Origin of the sequence: Enterobacter cloacae complex sp. 2022EL-00788 (assembly GCF_026627565.1) — a bacterium.
GTDB lineage: Bacteria > Pseudomonadota > Gammaproteobacteria > Enterobacterales > Enterobacteriaceae > Enterobacter > Enterobacter pasteurii.
The window spans coordinates 122,792-145,112 of record NZ_JAPNMC010000011.1 but is presented as its reverse complement, the minus strand read 5'-3'; the positions used below and the strand labels follow the sequence as shown (position 1 = coordinate 145,112).

General features: G+C 59.5%; 13 protein-coding genes, 2 tRNA genes and 1 other RNA gene. 9 read left to right on the top strand and 7 right to left on the bottom strand.

Going from position 1 to position 22,321, the window contains the following annotated elements; translation table 11 throughout:
• Positions 1-5: 5 nt before the first annotated feature.
• From nirB to OWK27_RS17815, 3 genes are all read left to right on the top strand, one after another.
• The gene (nirB, locus tag OWK27_RS17825; protein WP_267590894.1) at positions 6-3,992 is read left to right on the top strand and encodes a nitrite reductase large subunit NirB; all 3,987 of its coding nucleotides are present in this window, start codon (positions 6-8) and stop codon (positions 3,990-3,992) included.
• The gene (locus OWK27_RS17820) at positions 3,989-6,466 is read left to right on the top strand and encodes a nitrate reductase (protein WP_267590893.1); all 2,478 of its coding nucleotides are present in this window, start codon (positions 3,989-3,991) and stop codon (positions 6,464-6,466) included. Before nirB ends, OWK27_RS17820 begins: the two co-directional genes overlap by 4 nt.
• 113 nt (positions 6,467-6,579) lie before the next feature.
• On the top strand, positions 6,580-7,998 hold the full coding sequence (locus OWK27_RS17815) for a YchO/YchP family invasin (protein ID WP_324291173.1): 1,419 nt from the start codon (positions 6,580-6,582) through the stop codon (positions 7,996-7,998).
• 1 nt (position 7,999) lies between these two features.
• Here OWK27_RS17815 and narL read toward each other — a convergent pair whose 3' ends face one another.
• Together narL and narX are read right to left on the bottom strand one after the other, a co-directional pair.
• The gene (gene narL, locus OWK27_RS17810) at positions 8,000-8,650 is read right to left on the bottom strand and encodes a two-component system response regulator NarL (RefSeq protein ID WP_003856701.1); all 651 of its coding nucleotides are present in this window, start codon (positions 8,648-8,650) and stop codon (positions 8,000-8,002) included.
• Entirely contained in the window at positions 8,643-10,439 is a 1,797-nt protein-coding gene (narX, locus tag OWK27_RS17805) for a nitrate/nitrite two-component system sensor histidine kinase NarX (protein WP_148419621.1), read from the bottom strand. The genes narL and narX overlap by 8 nt, the downstream gene beginning before the upstream one ends.
• Positions 10,440-10,748: 309 nt before the next feature.
• Here narX and OWK27_RS17800 point away from each other — a divergent pair, with 309 nt between their 5' ends.
• The 5 genes from OWK27_RS17800 (at position 10,749) to narI (ending at position 19,187) form a co-directional block, all read left to right on the top strand.
• Complete coding sequence (locus OWK27_RS17800; protein WP_193356433.1) at positions 10,749-12,146, top strand: NarK family nitrate/nitrite MFS transporter; 1,398 nt, start codon at positions 10,749-10,751, stop codon at positions 12,144-12,146.
• 381 nt (positions 12,147-12,527) lie between these two features.
• The gene (locus tag OWK27_RS17795) at positions 12,528-16,271 is read left to right on the top strand and encodes a nitrate reductase subunit alpha (protein ID WP_176610135.1); all 3,744 of its coding nucleotides are present in this window, start codon (positions 12,528-12,530) and stop codon (positions 16,269-16,271) included.
• Positions 16,268-17,803, top strand: coding sequence for a nitrate reductase subunit beta (narH, locus tag OWK27_RS17790; RefSeq protein WP_148419624.1), 1,536 nt, complete (start codon positions 16,268-16,270; stop codon positions 17,801-17,803). Before OWK27_RS17795 ends, narH begins: the two co-directional genes overlap by 4 nt.
• Positions 17,800-18,510: a nitrate reductase molybdenum cofactor assembly chaperone gene (gene narJ / locus OWK27_RS17785; protein WP_242172520.1), complete on the top strand. Its 711-nt coding sequence runs from the start codon at positions 17,800-17,802 to the stop codon at positions 18,508-18,510. The genes narH and narJ overlap by 4 nt, the downstream gene beginning before the upstream one ends.
• Positions 18,510-19,187 (top strand): respiratory nitrate reductase subunit gamma, encoded by a 678-nt coding sequence (narI, locus tag OWK27_RS17780; RefSeq protein WP_193356432.1) that lies wholly within the window; start codon positions 18,510-18,512, stop codon positions 19,185-19,187. Before narJ ends, narI begins: the two co-directional genes overlap by 1 nt.
• A gap of 169 nt (positions 19,188-19,356) precedes the next feature.
• On the opposite strand, the gene OWK27_RS17775 is transcribed toward narI, so the two are convergent.
• The 5 genes from OWK27_RS17775 to OWK27_RS17755 form a co-directional block, all read right to left on the bottom strand.
• A non-coding RNA gene (locus OWK27_RS17775) (RtT sRNA) lies at positions 19,357-19,487 on the bottom strand.
• A gap of 45 nt (positions 19,488-19,532) precedes the next feature.
• Positions 19,533-19,617 (bottom strand) — tRNA-Tyr (locus tag OWK27_RS17770).
• A 35-nt stretch (positions 19,618-19,652) separates the two neighbouring features.
• Positions 19,653-19,737 (bottom strand) — tRNA-Tyr (locus OWK27_RS17765).
• A gap of 157 nt (positions 19,738-19,894) precedes the next feature.
• Positions 19,895-20,737: a formyltetrahydrofolate deformylase gene (purU, locus tag OWK27_RS17760; RefSeq protein ID WP_063452241.1), complete on the bottom strand. Its 843-nt coding sequence runs from the start codon at positions 20,735-20,737 to the stop codon at positions 19,895-19,897.
• A 41-nt stretch (positions 20,738-20,778) separates the two neighbouring features.
• Positions 20,779-21,243 carry a YchJ family protein gene (locus OWK27_RS17755; RefSeq protein ID WP_148419627.1) on the bottom strand — a complete coding sequence of 155 codons (465 nt, stop codon included), beginning with the start codon at positions 21,241-21,243 and terminating at the stop codon, positions 20,779-20,781.
• Between the two features lie 113 nt (positions 21,244-21,356).
• Here OWK27_RS17755 and rssA point away from each other — a divergent pair, with 113 nt between their 5' ends.
• Positions 21,357-22,259, top strand: a complete 903-nt coding sequence (gene rssA, locus OWK27_RS17750) for a patatin-like phospholipase RssA (protein WP_148419628.1) — start codon at positions 21,357-21,359, stop codon at positions 22,257-22,259.
• Positions 22,260-22,321: the final 62 nt, after the last annotated feature.

The following is a 22,321-nucleotide window of genomic DNA, read 5'->3' as shown; positions in this document are numbered from 1 at the left end:
CAACCATGCGACTGGTCATTATCGGTAATGGGATGGCGGCAGCCCGGCTGATTGACTCGCTGACCGGGCGTGCTCCCGGTCGTTTTTGCGTCACCGTCATCGGTGACGAGCCTCAGCATGCCTATAACCGTATCCAGCTTTCGCCGGTTCTGGGCGGGGAAAAGCAGGCGGCGAACATTTACCTGCACGATGAGGAGTGGTACCGGGCGCGAGGCGTGACGGTGCTTCGGGGTGAAAAGGTCATTGCCGTGGACGTGAACGCGCGTGAAGTGCATACCGCCGCCCGCAGGCTGGGCTGGGATGCGCTGGTCTTTGCCACCGGGTCAACGCCCTTTGTGCCGCCGATCCCCGGCAGCGCCGCGCCGCACGTGTTTACCTTTCGTACCCTGGACGATACCCGTGCCGTTCAGCGCATTTCCGGTCCGGCGGTAGTGCTGGGCGGCGGGGTGCTCGGCGTGGAGGCGGCTGCGGCGCTGGCGCGGTCTGGTGACAACGTCACGCTGGTTCACCGCGGCCCGAGGCTGATGGAGCAGCAGCTGGACCAGCAGGCGGGCGTGCTGCTGGAAGAGGCGCTGGCGGAGCGGGGCGTGCGCTGCGAGCTCGACTCGGGCATCGCGGCGATTGATGCGCACGCCGTGACGCTGCGCAACGGACGCCGCGTCGCGGCCGCCCGCGTGGTGCTGGCGACCGGCGTGCAGCCCAACGTCGCGCTGGCGCAGGCCAGCGGCATTCGCTGCGCGCGCGGCATTGTGGTGGATAGCCAGATGCAGACCTCGGTGCCGGCTGTCTTCGCCATTGGCGAGTGCTGCGAAGTTGACGGCCAGACCTTTGGTCTGGTCGCCCCCTGCATGGCGCAGGCGGATATCCTCGCCGCGCGGCTGGCCGGTGAGGTCACCGCGCCGTTTGCCCTGACCGACAGCGGCGTGCGCCTCAAGGTAACCGGCGTGGAGCTGTTCAGCCTCGGTCGCGCGGCGGCTCAGGAGAACGACGTGGTCTGGAGCTCGTGGGATCCGCTAACCCGCCACTATCGTCGCCTGCTGATCCACCGGGGGGCGCTGGCTGGCGTGCTGCTGATGGGGGACTGCCGCAGCGCGGCGACATTTACCGATTTACTGGCAACGGCTGCGCCCGCCCACGCGGACTGGCTGTTCGATCGTTTCACTACGCAACCGCGGGTTGCAGGACAGAACGCTATGACAAAACCTACTCTGGTGGTGGTTGGACACGGTATGGTCGGCCATCATTTCCTTGAAGACTGCGTTAACCGCAATCTGCATCAGCAGTACCAGATCGTTGTCTTTGGTGAAGAGCGCTATGCCGCCTATGACAGGGTACATCTGTCCGAGTACTTTGGCGGGCGCAGCGCGGCGTCGCTCTCGCTGGTGGAAGGGGATTTTTTTGCCGACAGCGGCATCGAGCTGCGCCTGTCGCAGCAGATCGTCGCTATCGATCGCGATGCGCGCGTGGTGCGCACCGCGAGCGGGCATGAGACCCACTGGGACAAGCTGGTGCTGGCGACCGGTTCATACCCGTTCGTGCCGCCCGTGCCGGGCAACGATCTGCCGGGCTGCTTTGTCTACCGTACCCTTGACGACCTGGACAACATTGCGGCCCATGCCGCGGGTTCACGACGCGGCGTGGTGATTGGCGGCGGCCTGCTGGGGCTGGAGGCGGCGAATGCTCTCACGCAGCTCGGGCTGGAAACCCACGTGGTGGAGTTTGCGCCGAACCTGATGGCGGTGCAGCTCGATAACGACGGCGCGGCAATGCTGCGTAAGAAAATTGAGGCGCTTGGCGTCGGCGTTCATACCTCTAAAGCCACGACCGACATTATCCCGACGGACGACGGATTAGTCCTGCGCTTCGCCGATGGCGAACGGCTGGAAACGGACATGGTGGTTTTTTCCGCGGGCATTCGTCCCCAGGACGCGCTGGCGCGCGGCTGCGGGCTGGCTGTCGGCGAGCGCGGCGGGATCTGCATTGACGACGGCTGTCATACCTCTGACCAGGACGTGTTTGCCATCGGCGAGTGCGCGCTGTGGGAGGGCAAAATTTACGGCCTGGTCGCACCGGGCTACCAGATGGCGCGGGTGGCCGCCGCCGCGCTGGCGGGTGAGGAGAAGCCCTTCACCGGGGCGGATATGAGCACCAAACTCAAGCTGCTCGGCGTGGATGTCGCCTCGTTCGGCGACGCTCACGGACGTACGCCGGGCGCGATGAGCTACCAGTGGACGCACGGCCCGCGGCAAATCTATAAGAAAATCGTGGTCAGCCACGACGGCAAAACGCTGTTGGGCGGCGTACTGGTGGGCGATGCCGGCGAATACGCCACCCTTGTGCAGATGATGCTCAACGGTATCGGCCTGCCGAAAGAGCCGGAAACGCTGATATTACCCGTCTCCTCGGGCAGCGCGCCAAAAGCGCTGGGCGTGGCGGCGCTGCCGGAAAGCGCGCAGATCTGCTCCTGTCATAACGTCAGCAAAGGCGATATCTGCCGGGCGGTGAGCGGCGGTGCGACGGAGATGGGAGCCATTAAACGGTGTACGAAAGCGGCCACCGGCTGCGGGGGCTGTAGCGCGCTGGTGAAGCAGGTGATGGAGTTTCAGCTTGCCGAACAGGGCGTGGAGGTGAAAAAGGATATCTGCGAACACTTCCCGTACTCGCGTCAGGAGATTTACCACCTGGTGCGCGTCAACCATATCCGCACCTTTGACCAGCTCATCAGCCGCTACGGCCACGGGCACGGATGTGAAATCTGTAAGCCGCTGGTCGGGTCGGTGCTCGCCTCCTGCTGGAACGAGTATCTGCTGAAGCCGGCGCACCTGCCGCTGCAGGACACCAACGACCGCTACTTCGCCAATATCCAGAAGGACGGAACCTACTCCATCGTGCCGCGCATGCCCGCGGGGGAAGTGACCGCCGACGGCCTGATCGCCATCGGACAGATTGCGAAGCGCTACGGCCTGTACAGCAAAATCACCGGCGGCCAGCGTATCGACCTCTTCGGCGCCACCCTCGATCGGCTGCCGGAGATCTGGCAGGCGCTGGTGGAGGCCGGGTTTGAAACCGGGCACGCGTACGGGAAATCCCTGCGCACGGTGAAGTCCTGCGTCGGGTCGACGTGGTGCCGCTACGGCGTGCAGGACTCTACCGGCCTCGCGGTCAGGCTGGAGCACCGCTATAAGGGGCTGCGGGCGCCGCACAAAATCAAAATGGCGGTTTCCGGCTGTACCCGCGAGTGCGCCGAGGCGCAGAGCAAAGACGTGGGGGTGATTGCCACGGACAAGGGCTGGAACCTCTATCTGTGCGGCAACGGCGGGATGAAGCCGCGCCATGCGGATCTCTTTGCCAGCGACCTGGACGACGAAACGCTGATCCGCACCGTCGACCGTTTCCTGATGTTTTATATCCGCACGGCGGATCGCCTGCAGCGCACCAGCACCTGGATGGACAACCTTGAAGGCGGCCTCGACTATCTGCGGGAGGTGATCCTGCACGACAGCCTGGGGATCGCCCACGAGCTGGAGCAGGAGATGGCCCGGGTGGTGGAAACGTATCAGTGTGAGTGGCAGACCACGCTGAACGATCCCGGTCGTCTGGCGCTGTTCCGCACGTCGGTGAACGTTACCGCAGCGGACGAAAGCAAGCGCTGGCAGGAGATCTGCGGCATTGACGATATCCCGGAGCAGGCGGGCATCGGCGCGCGGCTTGGCCGCAATCCGATTGCGCTGTTCCGCTTTGGGGCTTCCGTTTACGCCCTCGACGATCTGGAGCCGGGCAGCCGCGCGAACGTGCTTTCGCGCGGCATTCTCGGCGATGCGGCGGGCGAACCGGTCGTTATCTCTCCGCTCTACAAGCAGCGTATTCGCCTGCGCGACGGGCGTCAGGCCGAGAGCGGCGAGCCTGCGGTACGCGCCTGGCCGGTAAAAATTGAAAACGGCAAGGTGTGGGTTGGCAACGAAGAGCTTGTGATACGCGCGGAGGCCTCATGACGGAAACCCGGACAACGTGCCCCTACTGCGGCGTGGGCTGCGGCGTAATTGCCAGCGTAGACGGCGAAAAGGTTAGCGTTCGGGGAGATGAAACGCACCCCGCAAACTTTGGTCGCCTGTGCGTAAAAGGGGCTGCCCTGGGAGAGACGACGGGATTGCAGGGAAGGCTGCTGCACCCGGTCGTTGACGGCGCTGAGGTGGGATGGCCGCAGGCGCTGGGCGCAGCAGGCGAGCGGCTCAGGGCGATTATTGAACAATGGGGGCCGCAGGCGGTGGCGATTTACGCCTCCGGCCAGCTGTTAACCGAGGATTACTATGCCGCCAACAAGCTGATGAAGGGGTTTATCGGGGCGGCAAACATTGATACCAACTCGCGGCTTTGCATGTCGTCGGCGGTGGTGGGCTACAAACGCGCCTTTGGCGAAGACGTGGTGCCGTGCAGCTACGAGGATGTGGAAAACAGCGACCTGGTGGTGCTCGTTGGCTCGAACGCGGCCTGGACGCATCCGGTGCTGTATCAGCGGCTGGTCCAGGCAAAACTCAATAATCCGCAGATGAAGGTCGTGGCGATCGATCCGCGTACCACCGCCACCTGCGATATCGCCGACCTGCACCTGGCGCTAAAGCCCGGCAGCGACGCCGGGCTGTTTGTGGGATTGCTCAATCTGATCCAGGGCACCGGTGAGTGGCCCATTGCCCGCGTGGCGGCGTTTTGCGATCTCCCTGCCGGGAAAATAGGGACCTTTTACGACTGGTTTATCACCGCGCCTCGCGTGATCACCCTTTACGCCATGGGGATCAACCAGTCTTCCAGCGGCAGCGACAAGTGCAGCGCCATCATTAACGTGCATCTTGCCAGCGGAAAATTTAATCGTCCGGGCTGCGGCCCGTTTTCGCTGACCGGACAGCCAAACGCCATGGGCGGGCGGGAAGTGGGCGGGCTGGCAAACCAGCTGGCGGCGCATATGGGCTTCGAGCCGGACGATCTGGCAAGGGTGGCGCGCTTCTGGGGCACCGGGCGGCTGGCGCAGACTCCGGGGCTGATGGCGGTGGAGCTGTTTGACGCCATTGCCCGCGGCGAGGTGAAGGCGGTGTGGATCATGGGGACTAACCCTGCCGTCTCGCTGCCGGACAGCCACGCGGTATGCCAGGCGCTGGCGGGCTGCCCGCTGGTGATCGTCTCTGAGGTGATGCAGGAGACGGACACCAGCCGGTTTGCCCATATCCGTTTTCCGGCGCTGGGGTGGGGCGAGAAAAACGGCACGGTGACGAACTCCGAGCGGCGTATTTCCCGCCAGCGCGCGTTTTTGCCGGCGCCCGGCGAGGCGAAGCCGGACTGGTGGATCGTCGCCCGCATTGCCGAACAGCTTGGCTATGGCGAGGCCTTCGCCTGGGAACATCCTCAGGAGATATTTTGTGAGCACGCGGCGCTGACGGCGTTTGAAAACGGCGGGGAGCGGGCGCTGAACCTGCGCGAGCTGGCGGCGCTGACGCGGGAAGAGTGGGATGGGCTGGAGCCGTACCAGTGGCATGCCGGTGATTTCCCGCGGCGAACGATAGTTCCGGTTGAGCCGCAGCCGCATGGAGCACGCGTCGGGGCGCTATATCCGCTGATGCTCAACACCGGGCGGATACGCGACCAGTGGCACACCATGACGCGCACCGGGTACGTCCCGCGCCTGATGCAGCACGTCGACGAGCCTGTGGTGGAAATAAGCACCACCGACGCCGCGCGCGCTGCCCTTACCGACGGCCAGCTGGCGCGGATCAGCTCCCCGCGCGGGGTCATGGTTGCCAGAGTCCGTATCAACCCCGGCCAGCGTGCGGGGGAGCTGTTTGCGCCGATGCACTGGAACGCGCAGTTTGCCCGCCAGGGGAAGGTGAATGCGCTGGTGGAAGGGCGCTGCGATCCGGCTTCTGGCCAGCCGGAGAGTAAACAAACCGCCGTCAGGATCGCGCCTTGGCAGCCGGTCTGGCAGGGGGAGCTGTATGCCCGGGAACTGCCCGAGCTGCCGCCCCCGGTATGCTGGTGGCGTAAAGCCTCGCGGCTGACGGTGGCGGGCGAGAAGCCGCTGCTGGCGTGGGTGATGGATTACGCCAGCGGCCGCGGCTGGCAGCTGCAGGTTGCTCAGGCGGGCGAACGCAGCAGCGTGCTGGCCTGGCATCACGGCGAGCTGATGCTTGGCTTCTGGGAAGGCCATAGGCTGCCGGCGCTCGCGCATGCATATATAGAAGAAGCCTTCGCCGCTGCGCCTGTAGAGGTAGCTGAACGCCACGCGCTGCTGAACGGGCAAAGACCGGATGAAGAATCCGATCCCGGGCGAATTATCTGTAGCTGCTTTTGCGTGGGGGAAAACACGATACGCGAGGCGATTGCCGGAGGCTGCGGTTCCGTGGCATCGCTCGGGGCGTCGCTACGGTGCGGCACCGGCTGCGGCTCCTGCGTGCCTGAACTGAAGGGGCTGCTGGGATGAGGTTGTAAAGCAGACAAACGCTTTCAGGATATTCCTGAAATTGCTGTTAAGACTGTATTTCGGGTTTTATAGCGTTAACATAATAGGAGTTTGTTTATACGCACAGGTTCTTATTGACGACGTTGAAGGCTGTATCGTCCCGCATCGGTTTTTTGTTATTACTCCCCCTTCTTTCGGCCGGAGCCGTCCACGGTGCGCCGAAATCCTTCGTGCAGCAGGCGCAAAATCCCTTTGATAACAACGGCGATAGCCTGCCGGACCTGGGCATGGCCCAGCCCACCAGCGAGGGCGAAAAGCACCTTGCCGAAATGGCGAAAGCCTTCGGTAAGGCGAGTATGAACGATAACGGCCTTACCGCCGGGCAGCAGGCGCGGCAGTTCGCGTTGGGTCAGGTGCGCGATGCGGTGAGCGGAGAAGTCAACGAGCAGATTGAATCCTGGCTTTCTCCCTGGGGTAACGCCAGCGTTAACGTGCTGGTGGATGATGAAGGTAACTTCAACGGCAGCAGCGGAAGCTGGTTTATCCCCTGGAACGATAACAACCGCTACCTGAGCTGGAGCCAGCTTGGGCTGACGCAGCAGGCCGACGGGCTGGTGAGCAACGCGGGGATCGGCCAGCGCTGGGTTGCCGGAAAGTGGCTGCTGGGCTACAACACCTTTTACGACAATCTGCTTGAGGACAACCTGCAACGTGCCGGGCTGGGGGCAGAGGCGTGGGGCGAAAACCTGCGCCTGTCGGCCAACTACTACCAGCCGTTTGCGGGATGGCAGCCGCGCTCCGATATTCGGGAGCAGCGCATGGCGCGCGGGTACGACGTGACGGCGAAAGCCTGGCTGCCGTGGTTTCACCATCTGAACACCAGCGTCAGCTTTGAGCAGTATTTTGGCGATAACGTGGATCTGTTCAACAGCGGCACGGGGTATCACAACCCGGTGGCGGTCAACCTGGGGCTGAACTATACCCCCGTTCCGCTGGTCACCCTGACGGCTGCCCACAAGCAGGGGGAGAGCGGGGTCAGCCAGAATAACCTCGGGCTAAAGCTCAACTACCGTTTTGGCGTGCCGCTGGCGAAGCAGCTTTCCGCCGGGGAAGTGGCGGCGACGCGCTCGCTTCGGGGAAGCCGCTATGATTCACCCGAGCGCGATAATCTGCCCGTGATGGAGTTCCGCCAGCGCAAAACGCTGTCGGTTTATCTGGCCACGCCGCCGTGGGATCTGAAGCCGGGCGAAACCGTGATGCTGAAGCTGCAAATTCGCAGCACGCACGGTGTTCGTCAGATCCACTGGCTGGGTGATACCCAGGCGCTCAGCCTGACCTCACCGGAAAACAGCAACAGCAGCGACGGCTGGAGCGTGATTATGCCTGCCTGGAACGACGCGGAAGGGGCGAAAAACGAATGGCGGCTCTCGGCCGTTGTGGAAGATAAGAATGGGCAGCGTGTCTCCTCCAATGAGATCACGCTTTCCGTGGTGCAACCGCTCGTCGCAGTGCCTGACGACGATCCACGGTGGAAGTTGCTGCCGGACGAGTAAGTTAAAAAATGCGTTCCTGATGCACCCAGACGGCAGCCTCAACGCGGGATTTTAACTTCATTTTCTTCAGCATGTGTTTAACGTGTACCTTGACCGTGCTTTCGGTGATGTCCAGACGGCGGGCGATCATCTTGTTCGGCAGGCCCTGGGCAATCAGCTTCAGAATGTCGCGCTCGCGCGGAGTCAGCTGGCTGACGTCGCGGTCGGACGTGGCGCGGTTCGCGCGCAGGCTGGCGGCCAGCACTGGTGTTAACGCTTCACTCAGTACCATCTCGCCTGCGGCAGCCTGCTGCAGCGCCTTGAGCAGATCTTCCGGCTCCATATCCTTCAGCAGATAGCCGTCTGCACCCCGCTTGAGCGCGGTGACCACGTCTTCCTCATGGTTTGATACGCTAAAGACCACCACCCGGCCGGAGAGGGATTTCTCACGCAGCTTGTCGAGGGTTTCCAGGCCGTTCATGCCCGGCATGTTGAGATCGAGCAGGATCAAATCAGGATCGAGCGATTCGGCAAGTTCAATGCCCTGTTCGCCGTTGCTGGCCTCACCGACGACGGTAATGTCGGGCGCCATGCTGACAAGCTGCTTAACGCCAGTACGCAGCATCGGATGATCGTCAATCAACAGGATGGATGCCGGTTCCTGATTAGTCATGGTTTTCTCCTTGAGCAGTTATGAGGGGCTTTTCGGGTATAAAGGTGACCACGACTTCGGTGCCACCTGACTCTCCCCGGCGAACCTGGCAATCACCGCGCAGGCTTTGCGCGCGGTCTCGCATGATAATTAAACCATAGTGGTTCGTTCGTTCGGCATTTTCCGGCACGCCGCGGCCGTTATCCTGGATCCTGAGCTTCACCTGGTTATCCTGGCAGCTCACGGTCACCGTGACGGCCGTCGCATCGGCATGCTTAAGCACGTTGCTCAGGGCTTCACGGGCAATTTGCAATAAATGAATCGCCTGATGGGAGGGGACAAATCGCGGCGGCAGCTGGTAATCCAGCTTCACCGGGAAGCCCAGCCGGGCGCTAAACTCCTGGCAGCTCGACTCCAGCGCGGGGCGCAGCCCCGGCTCGGTGAGCTGCAGGCGGAAGGTGGTCAGCAGTTCGCGAAGCTGGATCCACGAGGTGTTAAGCTCGTTGCGGATCTGGCTGAGCAGCTGTTTGCTGCTCTCGGGCATACCTTCATCCTGCATTTGCAGACAGCTCACCTGCATCTTCATGCAGGAGAGGGACTGGGCGATGGAGTCGTGCAGCTCGCGGGCGATGGTGGCTCGCTCCTCCATGACGATCAGCTGCTGCTGTTTCTCCTGATGGCGATCGAGCGCCAGCGTGGCCGTGAGCTGTTCAACCAGCGTATCCACCAGCTGCTGCTGGTCGTGGCTCAGGTGACGCCCGGCTGGCAGGGTAGCCAGCAAAATACCGTACTGGGTATGGCTGTCCATCAGCCGCCACTTCAGCGTTGTGCCGCTGGTGGTGAGCGGAGGTAGCCCGCGCGGGCACAGATGACACCCTTTATCGTCGCAGGACATGTCCGACTGGCAGGTAAATTCCTGATGATTTTCTTCATCTTCAACGTCGTAAACCCGCAGCTCCAGGTCGTGGAGCAGGGTCAGGTTTTGCAGGCCGTTCAGTACCGGCGAGAGACGTTCACAAAGCGGTACCTGCATATGCAGGCGACGGTTCGCCTGCCACAGGAAAGAGAGGATCTCGTTTTTCTGCTCAAGCCCCGCGGTCTTCTCCTGAACGCGTTTCTCCAGCACCGCGTAACTTTCCGACAGCTCTGCCGACATGGTATTCAGCGCCTCGCCGAGCATCGCCATTTCGTTGCGTCCGCTGATGTGCGTGCGCTGGGTAAAATCGCGCTGCGTAACGGCACGAGCCATCGCCAGCAGCTGCTTCCAGGGGTTCAGCAAGCGCGCGCGCAGCCAGATCACCGTGAAAATCAGCAGCAGGCCCATAAACAGCGCCATCGCGCGGTGAACCATCACCACGCGGTCAATGCGTAGCTCCGTGGTGCGATCGAATGAGCTGACAAGGCGATCGATGCGCGATACGAACCCGGCGACATCCTGAGCGACCGTATCCCGGCTTTCCGCCCGCTTTAACCCCGGCGCCAGCTGGGTGTGCCAGTAGCCCTGAAGCGCCTTCAGCTGCGATTCCTGACCGTCACGAATGGCGGCTTTTTCCAGCTCCGGGCTGAACGCGGTACGCTCCATTTCATCAATAAGCGGCTTATCGGCCTGGGTCAGCGGGACCGACGCCAGCAGCCGGTAACTCTGCATACGCAGGGAGCCTGCCTCGTTGATGGCATGCGCGTTACCCTGTACGCCCTGCACCAGCCAGCCAGAAATAGCCATGCCGGTCACACCGATGGCGGTGGACAGCAAAACAATAAGCGCCAGTTGGTTAACCAGCGTCAGCGGAGATAAACATCTTTTTAACATAGAGTTGCCGGGCTCCTGACGTGACATGATTGCAGGAATGGCGCTATTCTGGTGCATACCCTGGAGTATACCCATACCAATAAAGGATTACCTCTAAATTGCCGCAGGGGTAACGGTTAGGGGGTGGGCGCAGCAGGAACGGGTCAGAACCGTGAAAAACCACACCTTTTTTACGTTTTGCGTCTACTCACTAAGGGGGATGACTTTTTTTTCGCCGCAAAACGTCCCACTTTTCCTTTGATTTATATCAACTTACCGCCGCCCTAAAGCCCTAATGTTTGCAGCATCATTCGAGAATCAGAGGTGTCTATGAGTCACTCATCCGCTCCCGAAAGGGAAAATGGTGCCGTTATTACTGACTGGCGTCCAGAGGATCCGGCGTTCTGGCAACAGCGCGGCCATCGTGTAGCAAGTCGTAATCTGTGGATTTCCGTTCCATGCCTGCTGTTAGCGTTTTGCGTCTGGATGCTGTTCAGCGCGGTTGCGGTTAACCTGCCAAAGGTGGGCTTTACCTTTACCACCGATCAGCTCTTTATGCTGACCGCGCTGCCGTCGCTTTCGGGCGCGCTGCTGCGCGTACCTTACGCGTTTATGGTGCCGGTCTTCGGCGGACGTCGCTGGACGGCCTTCAGCACCGGCATCATGATCGTCCCGTGCGTGTGGCTCGGTTTTGCGGTGCAGGATACCTCCACGCCGTTTAGCGTGTTCGTGATTATCTCCCTGCTGTGCGGTTTTGCGGGTGCGAACTTTGCGTCCAGCATGGCAAACATCAGCTTCTTCTTCCCGAAAGCGAAGCAGGGCGGGGCGCTCGGCATTAACGGCGGTCTGGGTAACATGGGCGTGAGCGTGATGCAGCTGCTTGCTCCGCTGGCGATCTCTGTTTCTATCTTTGCTGCGTTCGGCGGCGGCGGCGTGACGCAGCCTGACGGTTCGATGCTGTTCCTGCAAAACGCCGCCTGGATCTGGGTGCCGTTCCTGGTGGTCTTTACGCTGGCGGCGTGGTTCTTTATGAACGATCTGTCTGCCTCAAAAGCTTCCCTGAGCGAGCAGCTGCCGGTGCTGAAGCGTGGCCACCTGTGGGTGATGGCGCTGCTGTATCTGGCAACCTTCGGCTCGTTCATCGGCTTCTCCGCGGGCTTTGCGATGCTGTCGAAAACCCAGTTCCCGGACGTGCAGATCCTCCAGTTCGCCTTCTTCGGTCCGTTTATTGGCGCCCTGGCGCGTTCGCTGGGCGGCATGATTTCTGACCGCCTTGGCGGTACCCGCGTCACGCTGGTGAACTTTGTGGTGATGGCTATCTTCTGTGCGCTGCTGTTCCTGACGCTGCCGGCGGATGGTCAGGGGGGTAACTTCATTGCCTTCTTCGGCGTCTTTATGGTGCTGTTCCTGACGGCCGGGCTGGGCAGCGCGTCTACGTTCCAGATGATCTCCGTCATCTTCCGCAAGCTGACCATGGATCGCGTGAAGGCGCAGGGCGGGAGCGACGAGCAGGCGATGCGTGAAGCCGCTACCGACACCGCGGCGGCGCTGGGCTTTATCTCTGCTATCGGCGCCATCGGTGGCTTCTTTATTCCAAAAGCGTTCGGCATCTCGCTGGATCTGACCGGCTCCCCGGCGGGAGCAATGAAGGTCTTCCTCGTCTTCTATATCGCCTGCGTGGCTATCACGTGGCTGGTATACGGCCGTAATACCAAGAAAAACAAGTAAGCTTGATTATCCGTTTGCGCGGCCTGAGTGCCGCGCTTTTTTTATAGTGTTAATAGTTACAACATACTAATGGCTTCGCCAGGGGTATCGCGCGGGTAACGCTGTGATGGCCATCGCTTTTCAGGGGAGCCTACCCCTTAATACCTAAGATGTTAAATTTTTCCCTGCTTTTTGTACGATAAATAAAAAATATCCATATATTTCAAAATGATAGTAAATTTAAAAACCTACCGCTTTGGTGGTATTTCATCTAATACCCCCCGTGAGAGTCCCCCTTCGCCTTGATCGTTATCAATTCTCACCATCTTTCATAGCGTTACCTTCGCTGCAAATCAGCAATGTCGATTTAGAGAGCCACAGGCTCCACACAGGAGATACCCGATGAGCAAATTTTTGGACCGGTTTCGCTACTTCAAACAGAAGGGTGAAACTTTTGCCGATGGGCACGGCCAGGTTCTGGATACCAACCGGGACTGGGAAGACGGTTACCGTCAACGCTGGCAGCATGACAAAGTTGTCCGCTCTACCCACGGCGTAAACTGCACTGGCTCATGTAGCTGGAAGATTTTCGTTAAAAACGGTCTGGTGACCTGGGAAATGCAGCAGACCGACTATCCGCGCACCCGCCCGGATATGCCGAACCACGAACCGCGCGGCTGCCCGCGTGGCGCCAGCTACTCCTGGTATCTCTACAGCGCCAACCGTCTGAAATACCCGCTGATGCGTAAACGCCTGATGAAAATGTGGCGTGAAGCGAAGGTTCAGCACAGCGATCCGGTTGATGCGTGGGCATCCATCATCGAAGACGCCGACAAAGCGAAAAGCTTCAAGCAGGCTCGCGGTCGCGGCGGCTTCGTTCGTTCCTCCTGGAAAGAGGTGAACGAGCTGATTGCGGCTTCCAACGTCTACACCGTGAAAACCTACGGTCCTGACCGCGTGGCAGGCTTCTCGCCGATCCCGGCGATGTCCATGGTCTCCTACGCCTCCGGTGCGCGCTATCTTTCGCTTATCGGCGGTACCTGCCTGAGCTTCTACGACTGGTACTGCGACCTTCCGCCTGCGTCTCCACAGACCTGGGGCGAGCAGACCGACGTGCCGGAATCTGCCGACTGGTACAACTCAAGCTACATCATCGCCTGGGGCTCTAACGTTCCGCAGACCCGTACCCCGGACGCGCACTTCTTTACCGAAGTACGTTACAAAGGGACGAAAACCGTTGCGGTGACCCCGGACTACGCGGAGATCGCGAAGCTGTGCGACCTGTGGCTGGCACCGAAGCAGGGTACCGATGCGGCAATGGCGCTGGCGATGGGCCACGTTATGCTGCGCGAATTCCACCTCGATAAGCCAAGCCAGTACTTCACCGACTACGTGCGTCGCTACACCGATATGCCGATGCTGGTCATGCTCGAAGAGCGTGACGGCTATTACGCGGCGGGCCGTATGCTGCGCGCGGCGGATCTGGTGGACGCCCTGGGCCAGGAAAACAACCCGGAGTGGAAAACCGTCGCCTGCAACAGCAACGGCGAGCTGGTGGCGCCAAACGGCTCAATCGGCTTCCGCTGGGGCGAGAAGGGCAAATGGAACCTGGAGCAGCGTAACGGCACTACCGGCGAAGAGACTGAACTGCGCCTCAGCATGCTGGGCAGCCAGGATGAGATCGCCGATGTTGGCTTCCCGTACTTTGGCGGCGAAGGCTCCGAGCACTTCAACAAGGTTGAGCTGCAAAACGTCCTGATGCACAAGCTGCCGGTTAAGCGCCTGCAGCTGGCCGACGGTTCTACCGCGCTGGTCACCACCGTCTATGACCTGACCATGGCGAACTACGGCCTGGAACGCGGTCTGAACGACGAAAACTGCGCGACCGGCTATGACGACGTGAAGGCTTACACCCCAGCCTGGGCAGAGCAGATCACCGGCGTGCCGCGCGCGCAGATCGTTCGCATCGCCCGCGAGTTTGCGGAAAACGCCGATAAGACCCACGGCCGTTCAATGATCATCGTCGGGGCCGGTCTGAACCACTGGTATCACCTCGATATGAACTATCGCGGTCTGATCAACATGCTGATCTTCTGCGGCTGTGTCGGTCAGAGCGGCGGCGGCTGGGCACACTACGTGGGCCAGGAAAAGCTGCGACCTCAGACCGGCTGGCAGCCGCTGGCGTTTGCCCTTGACTGGCAGCGCCCGGCACGCCACATGAACAGCACCTCCTACTTCTATAACCACTCCAGCCAGTGGCGCTACGAGACGGTTACCGCCCAGGAGCTGCTGTCGCCGATGGCGGATAAATCCCGCTACAGCGGCCACCTGATTGACTTCAACGTCCGCGCTGAACGCATGGGCTGGCTGCCGTCCGCGCCTCAGCTGGGGACTAACCCGCTGCGCATTGCAGAAGAGGCGAAGAAGGCGGGGATGTCGCCGGTAGATTACACCGTTAAGTCACTGAAAGAAGGCTCAATTCGTTTCGCGGCTGAACAGCCGGAAAACGGTAAAAACCATCCGCGTAACCTGTTCATCTGGCGCTCTAACCTGCTGGGCTCTTCCGGTAAAGGCCATGAGTACATGCTGAAATACCTGCTCGGTACCGAAAACGGTATCCAGGGTAAAGATCTCGGCAAGCAGGGCGGCGTGAAGCCGGAAGAGGTGGAGTGGAAAGACAACGGTCTCGACGGCAAGCTGGATCTGGTGGTGACCCTCGACTTCCGTCTGTCCAGCACCTGCCTGTACTCCGACATCGTGCTGCCAACCGCGACCTGGTACGAAAAAGACGACATGAATACCTCGGATATGCATCCGTTTATTCATCCGCTGTCTGCGGCCGTTGACCCGGCGTGGGAATCAAAAAGCGACTGGGATATCTACAAGGACATCGCGAAGAAGTTCTCCGAAGTCTGCGTGGGGCACCTGGGCAAAGAGACCGACGTGGTCACGCTGCCGATCCAGCACGACTCCGCTGCCGAACTGGCGCAGCCGCTGGACGTGAAGGACTGGAAAAAAGGCGAATGCGACCTGATTCCGGGCGTAACCGCGCCGCACATTATTCCGGTAGAACGTGACTACCCGGCGACCTACGAGCGCTTTACCTCTATCGGCCCGCTGATGGAGAAAATCGGTAACGGCGGGAAAGGGATCGCCTGGAACACCCAGAGCGAAATGGATCTGCTGCGCAAGCTCAATTACACCAAAGCGGACGGTCCGGCCAAAGGCCAGCCGATGCTGAATACGGCGATTGATGCGGCAGAAATGATCCTGACCCTGGCACCGGAAACCAACGGCCAGGTTGCCGTGAAGGCGTGGGAAGCGCTGAGTGAATTCACCGGCCGCGACCACACGCATCTGGCGCTGAACAAAGAAGACGAAAAAATCCGCTTCCGCGATATTCAGGCGCAGCCGCGCAAAATCATCTCCAGCCCGACCTGGTCTGGCCTGGAAGATGAGCACGTGTCCTATAACGCCGGCTACACCAACGTTCACGAGCTGATCCCATGGCGCACCCTGACCGGCCGTCAGTCGCTGTATCAGGATCACCAGTGGATGCGTGACTTCGGTGAAAGCCTGCTGGTTTACCGTCCGCCAATCGACACCCGCTCCGTGAAGGCCGTGATGGGCGCGAAATCGAACGGCAACCCGGAGAAGGCGCTGAACTTCCTGACGCCGCACCAGAAGTGGGGGATCCACTCAACCTACAGCGACAACCTGCTGATGCTGACGCTGTCGCGCGGGGGCCCAATCGTCTGGATGAGCGAGACGGACGCCAAGGATCTGGGTATCGAAGATAACGACTGGATCGAAGTGTTCAACAGCAACGGTGCCCTGACGGCACGTGCAGTGGTGAGCCAGCGCGTACCGGCCGGGATGACCATGATGTACCACGCGCAGGAACGTATCGTGAACCTGCCGGGTTCAGAGATCACCGAGCAGCGCGGCGGTATTCACAACTCCGTGACGCGTATTACGCCGAAGCCAACCCACATGATCGGTGGCTACGCGCAGCTGGCCTACGGCTTTAACTACTACGGCACCGTAGGATCGAACCGCGATGAGTTCGTGGTGGTACGTAAGATGAAGAATATTAACTGGTTAGACGGTGAAGGTAATGACCAGGTACAGGAGAGCGTAAAATGAAAATTCGTTCACAAGTCGGCATGGTGCTGAATCTGGATAAATGCATCGGCTGTCATACCTGCTCGGTCACCTGTAAAAACGTCTGGACCAGCCGTGAAGGTATGGAGTACGCCTGGTTCAACAACGTGGAAAGCAAGCCGGGCACCGGCTTCCCGACCGACTGGGAAAACCAGGAGAAGTGGAAGGGCGGCTGGATCCGTAAAATCAACGGCAAGCTTCAGCCACGCATGGGTAACCGTGCGATGCTGCTGGGTAAAATCTTCGCCAACCCGCATCTGCCGGGCATCGACGATTACTATGAGCCGTTTGATTACGACTATCAGAACCTGCACAACGCGCCGGAGAGCAAGCACCAGCCGATCGCCCGTCCTCGCTCGCTCATCACCGGCCAGCGCATGGACAAAATTACCAGCGGTCCAAACTGGGAAGAGATTCTGGGCGGCGAGTTCGAAAAACGCGCCAAAGACCAGAACTTCGAGAACATGCAGAAGGCGATGTACGGCCAGTTCGAAAACACCTTCATGATGTATCTGCCGCGCCTGTGCGAGCACTGCCTGAACCCGGCGTGCGTGGCGACCTGCCCGAGCGGTGCTATCTACAAGCGTGAAGAAGACGGTATCGTGCTGATCGACCAGGACAAGTGCCGCGGCTGGCGTATGTGCATCACCGGCTGCCCGTACAAAAAAATCTACTTCAACTGGAAGAGCGGTAAGTCTGAGAAGTGCATCTTCTGTTACCCGCGTATCGAAGCCGGTATGCCGACCGTCTGCTCTGAGAGCTGCGTAGGCCGTATTCGCTACCTCGGCGTGCTGCTGTATGACGCGGACGCGATTGAAAATGCCGCGAGCACCGAGAACGAGAAAGATCTGTATCAGCGTCAGCTGGACGTCTTCCTCGATCCGAACGATCCGAAGGTTATCGAACAGGCGCTGAAGGACGGCATTCCGCAGAGCGTGATCGACGCCGCGCAGCAGTCTCCGGTGTACAAAATGGCGATGGACTGGAAGCTGGCCCTGCCGCTGCACCCGGAATACCGCACGCTGCCGATGGTCTGGTACGTGCCGCCTCTGTCTCCGATTCAGTCTGCGGCCGATGCGGGTGAACTGGGCAGCAACGGTATTCTGCCGGACGTGGAAAGCCTGCGCATCCCGGTTCAGTACCTGGCAAACCTGCTGACCGCAGGGGATACCCAGCCGGTACTGCTGGCGCTGAAGCGCATGCTGGCGATGCGCCACTTCAAACGCGCGGAAACCGTTGACGGCGTCAACGATACCCGCGCGCTGGAAGAGGTCGGCCTGACCGAAGCGCAGGCGCAGGAAATGTACCGTTACCTGGCGATTGCCAACTACGAAGACCGTTTCGTGGTGCCGAGCAGCCATCGTGAACTGGCGCGTGAAGCCTTCCCGGAAAAAAGCGGATGTGGCTTTACCTTTGGCGACGGTTGCCACGGGTCAGACAGCAAGTTCAACCTGTTTAACAGCCGCCGCATCGACGCCCTTGATGTGACCAGCAAAACGGAGCCGCACCAATGATTGAGCTCGTCATTGTTTCGCGTCTGCTCGAGTACCCTGATGCTGCGCTTGCGCAGCATCAGCAGGAACTCTTTGATGCACTCGCGTCATCTGAAAACCTGGATAAAGAGGATGCCCAGCGCCTTGGCGTTTTCCTCCGCGACCTGTTAGCGCGCGATCTTCTCGATGCGCAGGCGGACTACAGCCAGCTGTTTGACCGTGGACGTGCGACGTCGCTGCTGCTGTTTGAACACGTTCACGGTGAATCCCGTGACCGTGGTCAGGCAATGGTGGATCTGATGGCCCAGTACGAGCAGCACGGCCTGCAGCTCGACAGCCGCGAATTGCCGGATCATCTGCCGCTGTACCTGGAGTATCTGGCGCAGCTGCCGAAAGAGGAGGCGCTGGGTGGCCTGCAGGACATCGCGCCGATTCTGGCGTTGCTCGGCGCGCGCCTGAAGCAGCGTGAGAGCCGCTATGCAGTCCTGTTCGATCTGCTGGTGAAGCTGGCTAACGCCTCGGTCGACGGTGAAAAAGTGGCGGAAAAAATCGCGGATGAAGCCCGCGACGATACCCCACAAGCGCTGGATGCGGTCTGGGAAGAGGAGCAGGTGAAATTCTTCGCGGACCAGAACTGCGGGGAATCTGAAATCTCAGCCCACCAGCGTCGTTTTGCCGGAGCGGTTGCTCCGCAATATCTGAATATCTCTAACGGAGGACGGCACTAATGCACTTCCTGAATATGTTCTTCTTTGACATTTACCCGTATATCGCGGGCACCGTATTCCTGGTGGGAAGCTGGCTGCGTTATGACTACGGCCAGTACACCTGGCGTGCTGCCTCCAGCCAGATGCTGGATCGCAAAGGGATGAACCTGGCGTCTAACCTGTTCCATATCGGGATTCTGGGGATTTTCGCGGGGCACTTCCTGGGGATGCTGACGCCGCACTGGATGTATGAAGCGTGGCTGCCGATTGAAGTGAAGCAGAAGATGGCGATGATCGCCGGCGGTGCCTGCGGCGTGATGACCCTTGTGGGTGGCCTGCTGCTGCTGAAGCGCCGTCTGTTCAGCCCGCGCGTGCGTGCTACCACCACGGGAGCGGACATCCTGATCCTCTCCCTGCTGATGGTGCAGTGTGCGCTGGGTCTGCTGACCATACCGTTCTCCGCGCAGCATATGGACGGCAGTGAAATGATGAAGCTGGTGGGATGGGCGCAGTCAGTGGTGACCTTCCACGGCGGTGCATCTGAGCATCTCGACGGCGTGGCGTTTATCTTCCGCGTTCACCTGGTGCTGGGTATGACCCTGTTTGTGCTGTTCCCGTTCTCTCGCCTGGTGCACATCTGGAGTGCGCCGGTGGAGTACATGACGCGCAAGTACCAGATTGTGCGCGCACGTCGCTGATTCACTTTTCTGATACAAGCCCCGCCCTGGCGGGGCTTTTTTTGTTCCGGCTTGGCCTTTTAGGACGCTTAACGCTGAGTGACGCAGGTCTGGCACGACTCATCCTTCCCCGCAATGGAAGAACATAAGGCATTGTGCTTTAGGGTAGTATTGGAATCTTTGGAAGTGATGGTGGTGGGGGAAGGATTACCCGGCGCGTTGCGCCTCGCCCTTCGGGTCGTTGCCTGCGGCAACGCTTTCTCGCTACGCTCGAATCGAACCTTAGTCGAAGCTTCTCATCCTTCCCCGCAATGGAAGAACATAAGGCATCGTGCTTTAGGGTAGTATTGGAATCTTTGGAAGTGATGGTGGTGGGGGAAGGATTCGAACCTTCGAAGTCGATGACGGCAGATTTACAGTCTGCTCCCTTTGGCCGCTCGGGAACCCCACCAGGGGTAATTCATATTTTGAGGTACAGCTTGAAGATGGTGGTGGGGGAAGGATTCGAACCTTCGAAGTCGATGACGGCAGATTTACAGTCTGCTCCCTTTGGCCGCTCGGGAACCCCACCACGGGGTAATGCTTTTTACTGGCCTGCTTCCTGTTGGAAGCGGGGCGCATCATATCAAATGAGGCGCCCCTGTAAAGTATTCCTTTATGGAAATGAAGTTGTTTGCCTGCTTTTTATCCGTAAAGGCGGAAAGCTAATCAATTCATTTTCCGAAGGATTAAAGAATAATCGTTCTGTTGCCGTAGACAAAGACGCGCTGGGCAAGCACCTGATACAGCGCACGGCTCAGGACGTTCTTCTCGACGTCGCGCCCTGCGCGCATCATATCTTCCGCCGTGTAGGTGTGGTCCACGTGAATGACGTCCTGCATGATGATTGGGCCTTCGTCCAGATTATCGTTCACGTAGTGGGCGGTCGCACCGATGATCTTCACCCCGCGCTCGTACGCCTGGTGATACGGGCGTGCACCAATAAAGGCTGGCAGGAATGAATGGTGAATGTTGATGATCTTGTTCGGGAAGCGTGCCACGAAGGACGGCGTCAGTACGCGCATGTATTTTGCCAGCACGACGTAGTCCGGGTTATGCGCCTCAATGGCCTGAGCCATCAGGTTGTCGTGTTCTTCACGGGTATGGCCTTCATGGCTCACCAGCTCGAACGGAATGTCAAAACGTTCAACCAGGGTACGCAGCGTCTCGTGGTTGCCAATAACGGCGGCGATTTCAACGTCCAGTCCGCCATAGTTGGCCTTCATCAGCAAATCGCCCAGGCAGTGCGCCTCTTTGGTGACCAGAATCACAATGCGGCGACGGCCGGCCGGATTCAGCTCGCGTACCGAGCCTTCCGGCAGGGCGCTATCCAGATCGGCAAGCAGGGTGGTGTCGTTGAAAATGCCTTCCAGCTCGGTGCGCATAAAGAAGCGACCGGTACGGTGGTCAACGAACTCGTTGTTCTGCACGATATTCAGTTCATGTTTGTAACAAATGTTAGTAATTCGTGCGATAAGCCCTTTTTGATCGGGACAAATAGTGCGCAGAACTTTACGTTGTAATGATTGCATCGCCGGGAAATCCTGTTTAAGTATTTGCGAAGTCTGAGTTGTCAGGCATTGCTGCCGCAACACTTTTTAAATTTTTTACCTGAACCGCAGGGGCAGGGATCGTTACGACCGAATTGCGGGCGTGTACCGTCAATATAATACCATTGCCCGCTTTCCTTTAAGAACCGGGAACGTTCAATGATGGCTCCCGGTTTGTTTTGCTCGCTGAAGCGGGCGACAAAGCTGACATAGCCTTCGTTATCATCACGGCCGGGAGCGGCGTCAAAGACGGTGAGGCCAAGCCAGGTCGTGTTGGCGAACCCGGCTTCAATCTCCTGACGGAAATCGGCCGCCTGGCAGGACGGGTGCCAGGTGTTAATCAGGTAGTCTGCGTTTTTGATCACAAAAGCAGCATACCGCGAGCGCATAAGGTGTGACGGGTCTGGTGCAACCTGCTCGCCAGAAAGATATCGCTGGCAACATAGGCTATACTCCAGAGCGCTACCACAGGGGCAGAGTTGAGACACGATTCTCTTCCTGGAACAAAAAATAAGGCGTTAAACGCTTAAGGTAGCACCATGTTAACTGAGCAGTTGCGTTGACGCTATGTCGGGAATCCAGGGGAAGTAAAACAGGGCTAATGAGAAAGGTAAAAATTGGACTGGCGTTGGGCTCAGGTGCCGCCCGGGGTTGGTCACATATTGGCGTTATCAACGCCTTAAACCAGATGGGGATTGACGTTGATATCGTTGCAGGTTGTTCTATCGGGTCGCTGGTCGGGTCCGCTTACGCCTGCGGCAAGCTCCCGGAGCTCGAAAGCTGGGTGCGCTCTTTTCGCTACTGGGATGTGCTGCGCCTGATGGATCTCTCCTGGCAGCGCGGCGGGCTGCTGCGCGGGGAACGTGTGTTCAACCAGTTCCGCAAGATTATGCCACACGCTGACTTCAGCCACTGCCATATGCCATTTGGTGCCGTTGCCACCAACCTCAGTACGGGCCGGGAAATATGGCTCACCGAAGGGGATATTCATCGTGCCGTACGCGCCTCCTGTAGCATACCGGGCTTGATGGCTCCCGTGCCGCACAACGGCTACTGGCTCGTTGATGGCGGGGTAGTGAATCCCGTGCCCATCTCGCTGACGCGTGCTATGGGGGCAGATATCGTCATTGCCGTGGATTTACAGCACGACGCCCATCTTATGCAGCAGGATCTGATGTCGGTTAATCTTCAGAGCGATGAGGCAGAAACAGAGAAACTGGCGTGGCATGCGCGTCTGCGCGGCAGAATAGGGCGCCTCGCCTCCCGTCGTGCGGTAGCCGCGCCTAACGCCGTCGAAATCATGACGACCTCCATTCAAATCCTTGAGAATCGCCTGAAGCGAAACCGTATGGCGGGCGATCCTCCGGATATTCTTATTCAACCCTATTGCCCACAAATCTCAACCTTAGATTTCCACCGGGCTGAAGCCGCCATTGCAGCGGGCTCGTTAGCCGTCGAAAAGAAAATAGATGAACTGTTGCCTTTTGTGCGTACAGCACGTTAAGCACTTTTTTGATTACTTCAGCAAAATCTGACAGGCGATAGTACTAATAGCATGCCACTATT